This window comes from Variovorax sp. GW460-12-1-14-LB1, from assembly GCF_059423605.1.
Genome location: NZ_JBWKYF010000042.1, coordinates 50,380 through 58,426, shown reverse-complemented (window position 1 = coordinate 58,426; position 8,047 = coordinate 50,380). Strand labels below are relative to the sequence as shown.

Here is an 8,047-nt window from a genome sequence, read left to right as displayed (position 1 = left end):
GGACGAGCCCGACCCCCACGACCCCCACGCTGTTTCTCCCGGAAAAACCCCATGAGCTCATCCGACACCGACGACGCAGCGATGCTGCCGGTCGAACCCGAAGTCAAGAAGCGGAAGCGGGCCGCCACGCCCAAGAAGGTGACGGAAGTTGCTGTTGAATCCGTCGCTGCGCCCGCAGAGCCGGCAGGGGCCGAGGCCGGGGAAGCGCCGAAGAAGCCGCGTGCACCCCGCAAGAAGAAGGTGGTCGAGGCGCCGGCTGCCGATGAGCAATTGGTGAGCGCGGCGGAAGTCGCTCCTGTGGCCGAGGCTCCCGCGACGGTCCAGCCCGATGTGGCGCCCGTGGTTGTCGAAGCGGCGGCAGCCGAGGCAAACGAGCCGGCGCCGGTCGAAGCGCAGCGTCCCCAGATGTCCGACGAGGACCAGGACGACGACCGCGGGGATGACGAAGACGACGAGGAAGACGAGCCCGACGAAGAGGAAGACGACCTCGATCGCGCCCGTCGCGCCGCCGAGCGCGAGCAGCGCAATGCGCCGCCGACCGAGCCGATCCGTTTTGCCGACGTCATTTCCGGCCAGTTCGACGCCGACGAGGAAAGCCCCGAGGTGCCGCCGCTCAAGCGCGTGCTGCTGCCCGAGGCCGATTCGCCCAAGCTGCACAAGGTGCTGGCGCAGGCCGGTCTCGGTTCGCGCCTCGAGATGGAGCAACTCATCTTGCAGGGCCGCATCTCGGTCAACAACGAGCCAGCCCACATCGGCCAGCGCATCCAGTACGGCGACCAGGTCAAGATCAACGGCAAGCCGATCCGCTACCGCATCGCACCGCCGCCGCCGCGCGTGATCGCGTACCACAAGCCCGTGGGCGAGGTCGTCACGCACGACGACCCGCAGAACCGCCCGACGGTGTTCCGCAAGCTGCCGCGCCTGCAACAGGGCAAGTGGCAGTCGGTCGGCCGGCTCGACCTGAACACCGAAGGCCTGCTGCTGTTCAGCAGCTCCGGCGATCTCGCCAACCAGCTCATGCACCCGCGCTTCGGCCTGGAGCGCGAGTACGCGGTGCGCGTGCTGGGCGCGCTCACCAGCGAAGAAAAGAAGAAGCTGCTCGAGGGCGTGCGCTTGGACGACGGCATGGCGCAGTTCGGCACCATCGAAGACGGTGGCGGCGAAGGCTCCAACTGCTGGTATCGCGTGACCATTTCCGAAGGCCGCAACCGCGAGGTGCGCCGCCTGTTCGAGTCGGTGGGCCATGCGGTCAGCCGGCTGATCCGCATCCGCTACGGCGCGATGGTGCTGCCGCGCGGTCTCAAGCGCGGTGCCTGGATGGAGCTCGACGAGCGCGACATCCAGGCGCTGTTCCAGGCTTCGGGCGGTGCGCAGGCGCGACCGGTGGGTCCGTCGCAACGCGGTCCCGGCGGGCCGGAGGGCGGCGGTCGTAACGGCCGGAACAAGAAGCGTCGCGGCAACAACAACCGCAACGGCGGCATGGGTGGTGGCCAGCCGCGTGAAGCGCGCGGCGAAGCACCGATTCCGAGTCCGCTGGGTGACGGTCGTCCGCCGCGCGGTGAGCGTGGAGGGCGCGGTGGTCCCAATCGGGGCGGTGGCAACGGTGGCCCGCCACAGCAGGGGCGCCGCGGCAACGCAGGTCCCGGCAACCGTCAGGGCGGCCAGGGGCAAGGGCAGGGTGGCGGTGGCAACCGGTCGGCGGGTGCTGGCGGTGGCGGCGGTGCGAACCAGCCCGATCCGATGAAGACGTCGCTCGGCTACATCGGTGCCGACAGCTTCTCGCGCCAGCGCAAGGAACAACGCGGCGGCCCGGGACGCCGCGGCGGTGGTGGCGGCTCGCAAGGCGGCGGTGGTGGCTTTGGCGGTGGTGGCGGCGGACGCCGCCGCGGACGCTGAAAGCCAGCCGTCGGAGCGCGGCCTTTCGCGGGGTTTTCACCAATCCCGCAGGTCGCGCCGGTTAAAATCAGAGGCTTTGTCGACGTGCCACGAAACAAACTCGTTGCAGTTGTGACAAAACACTTCAAAATCAAAGCTCAGGAAGCATTTCAATGGCTATCGAACGTACCCTTTCCATCATCAAGCCCGACGCCGTCGCCAAGAACGTCATCGGCAAGATCGTTTCCCGCTTCGAGGCTGCCGGCCTCAAGATCGTCGCCGCCAAGCTGGTTCACCTGTCGCGCAACGAAGCAGAGCAGTTCTACTCGGTGCACAAGGAGCGTCCCTTCTTCAAGGACCTCGTCGAGTTCATGATCTCGGGCCCCGTGTTCGTGCAAGTGCTCGAAGGCGAGAACGCCATCGCCAAGAACCGTGACCTGATGGGCGCTACGGACCCCAAGAAGGCAGCCGCCGGCACCATCCGCGCCGACTTCGCCGACAGCATCGACGCCAACGCCGTTCACGGCTCGGACGCGCCCGAAACGGCTGCCAACGAAGTGTCGTTCTTCTTCGCCGGCCTCAACGTCTACGCACGCTGAAGCCGTTGCTCGCCTGAATTCATGACCACAGCCAATCTGCTCGAATTCGATCTCGACGGGCTGGCTGCGTTCTGCGAAAAACTCGGCGAGAAAAAATTCCGCGCCACGCAGCTGTTCCGCTGGATCCACCAGCGTGGCGCCAGCGACTTCACCCAGATGACCGATCTGGCGAAGTCGCTGCGCGAGAAACTCGCGACCACCGCGCGCGTGGAGGCCCTGTCGGTCCTCACGCAGCATGAATCCAAGGACGGCACGATCAAGTGGCTGTTCGACGTCGGCGGCGGCGATGCGGTCGAGGCCGTGTTCATCCCCGAAGACGATCGCGGCACGCTGTGCGTGTCGTCGCAGGCCGGTTGCGCCGTGGGCTGCCGCTTTTGCTCGACCGGGCATCAGGGCTTCAGCCGCAATCTCACCACGGGCGAAATCGTCGCCCAGCTCTGGTTCGCCGAGCATTTCCTGCGCAAGCACCTGAATCGCAGCGAGCGCGTCATCTCCAACGTGGTGATGATGGGCATGGGCGAGCCGCTGCAGAACTACTCTGCGCTGGTGCCCGCCTTGCGCACCATGCTCGACGACAACGCCTACGGGCTGTCGCGCCGCCGTGTCACGGTGTCGACCTCCGGCGTGGTGCCGATGATCGACCGCCTGGGCACCGATTGCGCCGTGGCCATGGCTGTCTCGCTGCATGCGCCCAACGATGCGCTGCGCGACGACCTCGTGCCGCTCAATCGCAAGTACCCGATCGCCGAACTGCTCGAGGCCTGCAAGCGCTACCTCGTGCATGCGCCGCGCGACTTCATCACCTTCGAATACTGCATGCTCGACGGCGTGAACGACCAGCCCGAACATGCGCGCCAGCTGATCGAGCTCGTGCGCAAGCACGACGTCTCGTGCAAGTTCAACCTGATTCCGTTCAACCCGTTCCCGGCGTCGGGCCTGCTGCGCTCGCCGCAGCCGCGCGTGCTGGCCTTTGCCCGCACGCTGAGCGAAGCGGGCCTCGTGACCACCGTGCGCAAGACGCGCGGTGACGACATCGACGCCGCCTGCGGACAGCTCGCCGGCGACGTGAAAGACCGCACCCGTGCGGCCGAACGCATGGCCCAACGCCGTGCGGCGGTGGCCGAGCGTCCCGTCGTTCTGCACCCGACCCGCGCCAAGACCCCCAAGACCACCGTTCCCCAGGAGCATTGACGCAATGAGCATGGCCTTTCCGACGACGATCGCGAGCGTGCAGCGAGTGCTGAGCGCAGGAATCGCGAGCGTCGCCGTGGCGCTTCTTCTCGCGGGCTGCGTCAACACGCGAACCACCACCACCGGGCTTGTCGGCAGTGGGGCCGACAGCGGCACCAGTGTCGTGACCGACGTCGACGAAAACAACCGTCGCCGTGCCCGCCTGCGGATGGAGCTGGCGGCCGGCTACTTCGAGCACGGCCAGCCCTCGGTCGCCCTCGAAGAACTCAAGCAGGTGCTGGCCATCGACCCGAACTACGCCGACGCCTACAACCTGCGGGGCCTGGTCTACATGCGGCTGGACGACGCCGGCCAGGCCGAAGACAGCTTCCGCCGCGCGGTCGCAATCAATCCGCGCGACGCCAACACGCGCCACAACTACGGCTGGCTGCTGTGCCAGCAGAACCGCTACGGCGACGCCGCGCAGCAGTTCGCCGCGGCACTGGCCGTGCCCAGCTATGCCGACCGTGCCAAGACGCTCATGACCCAGGGGGTCTGCGAGCTCAAGGCCGGCCAGCGGCCGCAGGCCGAGCGCAGCCTCCTGCAGGCCTACGAGCTCGACGCCGGCAATCCGGTGGTCGGCTTCAACCTGGCCTCGGTGCTGGCGCAGCGCGAAGAATGGTCGCGCGCGCAGTTCTACGTCCGCCGTGTCAACAACAGCCCCTCGGCCAATGCCGAGACGCTCTGGCTCGGCATCAAGATCGAACGGAAGCTCAACAACCGCGAGGCTGTCGCGCAGCTGGGCGGTCAATTGCAACGACGTTTCCCTCAATCGCGGGAGGCAATGGCGTACGAGCGCGGGAATTTCAATGACTGAACGGGTTTCGGAGTTCGGGACGTCCGCGGCGCTGCCGCTGGCAGAAGGCGACGTCGCGCACAAGACGGCCGGCGACATGCTGCGCGAGGCGCGCGAAGCGCATGGCCTGCACATCGAGATGGTGGCCGCGGCGCTCAAGGTGCCGCCGCAAAAGCTGATTGCGCTCGAGGCCGACGACATCGCCTCACTGCCCGACCCGGTGTTCGCCCGGGCCCTGGCCAGCAGCGTGTGCCGCGCACTGCGCATCGATCCGGCACCCGTGCTTGCCAAGCTGCCGGGCGCGCAACGTGCACCGCTGGCCGAAACCAATCGCACGTTGAATGCCCGCGTCGTGTCCGACACGCCGCGCTGGAACGGTGGGCGCTCCGGCGGCCTGCCGTCGCGCGCGCTGCTGACGGTCGTGGTGCTGCTCTTGATCGGCGCCGGCGTGCTGTTCTGGATGCCGCAGTCGGCGTTCGACCAGATCGGTGCCTCCGTCGCGCGGCTGACCGCAAAGAACGAGGGCGAGACCATGCCGCCGCCCGCCGATCCGGCCGATGTCTCGGAGCCCGTGCCGACGCAGGCCGTGGCGCCGACCGGCCCCGTGGGCGCCGCACCGGCCGCCGGCGTGGCGGCTGCCGCGCCAGCCGCGCCGGCCTCAGCGCCCCTCGCGGCCGTCGCCAACACCAGCACCGCCAGCAGCCAGCAGCTCGTCTTCGTGGCGCGCGAGGAATGCTGGATCACCGTCACCGAAGCTGGCGGCAAACAGTTGCTGCGCCGCAGCCTGCAGGTCGGCGAGACCGTCGGGCTGTCCGGCACGCTGCCGCTGTCCGTGGTGGTGGGGCGCGCATCGGCCGTTGATGTGCAGGTGAACGGAAAGCCCTACGATCTGAAGCCTGTCACCCGCGGCGGCGGCGTGGCGCGTTTCGAGGTGAAATCGTGACAACCGACTGCACTCCCCAACCCATCGAATCGGCGGCGCCCAAGGCGCGCCGCTCGCGCCAGGCCAGCGTGGTCTGGGGCCCGCGCATCGTCACGGTGGGGGGCGACGCGCCCACGCGCGTGCAGTCGATGACCAACACCGACACGGTCGATGCCATCGGCACCGCGATCCAGGTCAAGGAACTCGCCATTGCGGGCTCCGAGATGGTCCGCATCACCGTCAACACGCCCGAAGCCGCCGCTCAGGTGCCCTACATCCGCGAGCAGCTCGATCGCATGGGCATCGACGTGCCGCTGATCGGCGACTTCCACTACAACGGCCACCGCCTGCTCACCGACTATCCGGCCTGTGCCGAGGCGCTGAGCAAGTACCGCATCAACCCCGGCAACGTGGGCAAGGGCGACAAGAAGGACAAGCAGTTCGGCCAGATGATCGACGCGGCCATGCGCTGGAACAAGCCGGTGCGCATCGGCGTGAACTGGGGCAGCCTCGACCAGGAGCTGCTTGCCAGCCTGATGGACACCAACAGCCAGCGCGCCGAGCCCTGGGATGCCAAGCAGGTGATGTACGAGGCGCTAATCACCTCGGCCATCGAATCCGCCAAGCTGGCCGAATCGATGGGCATGGCCGGCAACCAGGTCATCCTGTCGTGCAAGGTGAGCGGCGTGCAGGACCTGATCTCGGTCTACCGCGAACTCGCGAAGCGCTGCGACAACCCGCTGCACCTCGGCCTGACCGAAGCCGGCATGGGCACCAAGGGCACGGTGGCCTCGGCCACGGCGCTGTCGATCCTTCTGCAAGAGGGCATCGGCGACACGATCCGCGTGTCGCTCACGCCGCAGCCGGGCGAGTCGCGCACGCAGGAAGTGCTGATCGCCAATGAAATCCTCCAGGCCCTGGGCCTGCGCGTGTTCGTGCCGAGCGTCACGGCCTGCCCGGGCTGCGGCCGCACCACGAGCACCACCTTCCAGGAACTGGCCAAGCAGATCGACGACTACCTGCGCCTGCAGATGCCGGTCTGGCGCAAGAAGTACCCCGGTGTCGAGACGCTGAAGGTGGCCGTCATGGGCTGCATCGTCAACGGCCCCGGCGAGAGCAAGCACGCCGACATCGGCATCAGCCTGCCCGGCACGGGCGAAGCACCGGCTGCGCCGGTCTTCATCGACGGCGAAAAGGCCCTCACGCTGCGCGGCGACAATATCGCCAACGAGTTCCACCAGCTCGTCGAAACCTACATCGAAAAGCGCTTCGGCAGCGAACACGCTGTCCTGGCCTGACACCTCCGCAGACTCATGGCTGAAAAACTGAATGCCGTCAAAGGCATGAACGACATATTGCCGCCCGAATCGGCGCGCTGGGAGTGGCTCGAAGCCACCGTGCGCGACCTGATGGGGCGCTATGCGTACCGCAACGTCCGCACCCCGATCCTGGAGCACACGGCGCTGTTCGTGCGCGGCATCGGCGAGGTGACGGACATCGTCGAGAAGGAGATGTACGCCTTCGAAGACCGTTCGGACAAGCATGGGCAGTCGGAGCACCTGGCGATGCGCCCGGAGAACACGGCCGGCCTCGTGCGCGCCGTGATCGAGCACAACATGCTCTACGAAGGCCCCAAGCGCCTCTGGTACACGGGCCCGATGTTCCGCCGCGAAAAGCCGCAGCGCGGGCGCTTCCGCCAGTTCCACCAGATCGGCGCCGAGGCGCTCGGCTTCGCCGGACCCGATGTCGACGCCGAACTGATCCTGCTGGCCACCGCGCTGTGGAAGGCCATCGGCCTGACCGACGTGCGCCTGGAACTCAACAGCCTGGGCCAGCCGGCCGAGCGCGCGCTGCACCGTGCCCAGCTCATCGCCCACTTCGAGCAGCACGCCGACAAGCTCGACGAGGACGGCAAGCGCCGCCTGCACAGCAACCCGCTGCGCATCCTCGACACGAAGAATCCGGCGATGAAAGAGGTGGTCGAGTCGGCGCCGAAGCTGATCGACTTTCTCGGTGCCGAATCGCTGGCGCACTTCGAGGGGCTGCAGGCCATCCTCAAGGCCAACGACATCGCCTTCACGATCAATCCACGCCTCGTGCGCGGGCTCGACTACTACAACCTCACGGTGTTCGAGTTCGTGACCGACCGCCTCGGCGCGCAGGGCACGGTGTGCGCCGGCGGCCGCTACGACGATCTCATCGCGCAGATCGGCGGCAAGCCGGCGCCCGCCGTGGGTTGGGCCATCGGCGTCGAGCGCGTGCTCGACCTGCTGAAAGAGCAGGGCGCCGAAGTGCCGGCACCGGTGCCCGATGTCTATGCCATCGTGCCCGACGCCGCTTCGATGCCCGTCGTGCTGCGCGCCTTGCAGCAGCTGCGCGAAACCGGCGTGCGCGTGCAGATGCACGCCAGCACCGCCGAGGGCCTTGCGAGCTTCAAGGCGCAGATGCGCAAGGCGGACGCCAGCGGTGCCACCTACGCGCTGATCTTCGGCGCCGATGAACTTGCACGCGGTGAAGTGACTCTCAAGGCCTTGCGCGACGCCAGCGTTGCGCAGTCCGCCCGTTCACTTGCTGAAGTGACCACCTGGGCCGCCACCCTACAATCGCCGGCTCCCAACCTCTGAC

7 protein-coding genes are annotated in these 8,047 nt (G+C 67.6%); all 7 read left to right on the top strand.

Annotated features, from left to right (window positions below; all coding sequences use genetic code 11):
• Window positions 1-51 precede the first annotated feature (51 nt).
• Complete coding sequence (locus tag AC07Y4_RS20685) at window positions 52-1,896, top strand: pseudouridine synthase (protein WP_495274991.1); 1,845 nt, start codon at window positions 52-54, stop codon at window positions 1,894-1,896.
• Window positions 1,897-2,048: 152 nt separating this feature from the next.
• Window positions 2,049-2,474, top strand: a complete 426-nt coding sequence (ndk, locus tag AC07Y4_RS20680; protein WP_013542117.1) for a nucleoside-diphosphate kinase — start codon at window positions 2,049-2,051, stop codon at window positions 2,472-2,474.
• Window positions 2,475-2,495: 21 nt separating this feature from the next.
• The gene (rlmN, locus tag AC07Y4_RS20675) at window positions 2,496-3,665 is read left to right on the top strand and encodes a dual-specificity RNA methyltransferase RlmN (protein ID WP_062481976.1); all 1,170 of its coding nucleotides are present in this window, start codon (window positions 2,496-2,498) and stop codon (window positions 3,663-3,665) included.
• Between the two features lie 4 nt (window positions 3,666-3,669).
• Window positions 3,670-4,521 carry a type IV pilus biogenesis/stability protein PilW gene (gene pilW, locus AC07Y4_RS20670; protein WP_495274990.1) on the top strand — a complete coding sequence of 284 codons (852 nt, stop codon included), beginning with the start codon at window positions 3,670-3,672 and terminating at the stop codon, window positions 4,519-4,521.
• The gene (locus tag AC07Y4_RS20665; RefSeq protein ID WP_390343413.1) at window positions 4,514-5,443 is read left to right on the top strand and encodes a helix-turn-helix domain-containing protein; all 930 of its coding nucleotides are present in this window, start codon (window positions 4,514-4,516) and stop codon (window positions 5,441-5,443) included. Before pilW ends, AC07Y4_RS20665 begins: the two co-directional genes overlap by 8 nt.
• On the top strand, window positions 5,440-6,720 hold the full coding sequence (gene ispG, locus AC07Y4_RS20660) for a flavodoxin-dependent (E)-4-hydroxy-3-methylbut-2-enyl-diphosphate synthase (protein WP_070061008.1): 1,281 nt from the start codon (window positions 5,440-5,442) through the stop codon (window positions 6,718-6,720). The genes AC07Y4_RS20665 and ispG overlap by 4 nt, the downstream gene beginning before the upstream one ends.
• 15 nt (window positions 6,721-6,735) lie before the next feature.
• Window positions 6,736-8,046, top strand: a complete 1,311-nt coding sequence (hisS, locus tag AC07Y4_RS20655; protein WP_070061007.1) for a histidine--tRNA ligase — start codon at window positions 6,736-6,738, stop codon at window positions 8,044-8,046.
• Window position 8,047 lies beyond the last annotated feature (1 nt).

Coding starts and splice junctions, on each gene's coding strand:
- AC07Y4_RS20685 (WP_495274991.1), top strand. CDS start 52: ATGAGCTCATCCGACACCGACGACGCAGCGATGCTGCCGGTCGAACCC.
- ndk (WP_013542117.1), top strand. CDS start 2,049: ATGGCTATCGAACGTACCCTTTCCATCATCAAGCCCGACGCCGTCGCC.
- rlmN (WP_062481976.1), top strand. CDS start 2,496: ATGACCACAGCCAATCTGCTCGAATTCGATCTCGACGGGCTGGCTGCG.
- pilW (WP_495274990.1), top strand. CDS start 3,670: ATGAGCATGGCCTTTCCGACGACGATCGCGAGCGTGCAGCGAGTGCTG.
- AC07Y4_RS20665 (WP_390343413.1), top strand. CDS start 4,514: ATGACTGAACGGGTTTCGGAGTTCGGGACGTCCGCGGCGCTGCCGCTG.
- hisS (WP_070061007.1), top strand. CDS start 6,736: ATGGCTGAAAAACTGAATGCCGTCAAAGGCATGAACGACATATTGCCG.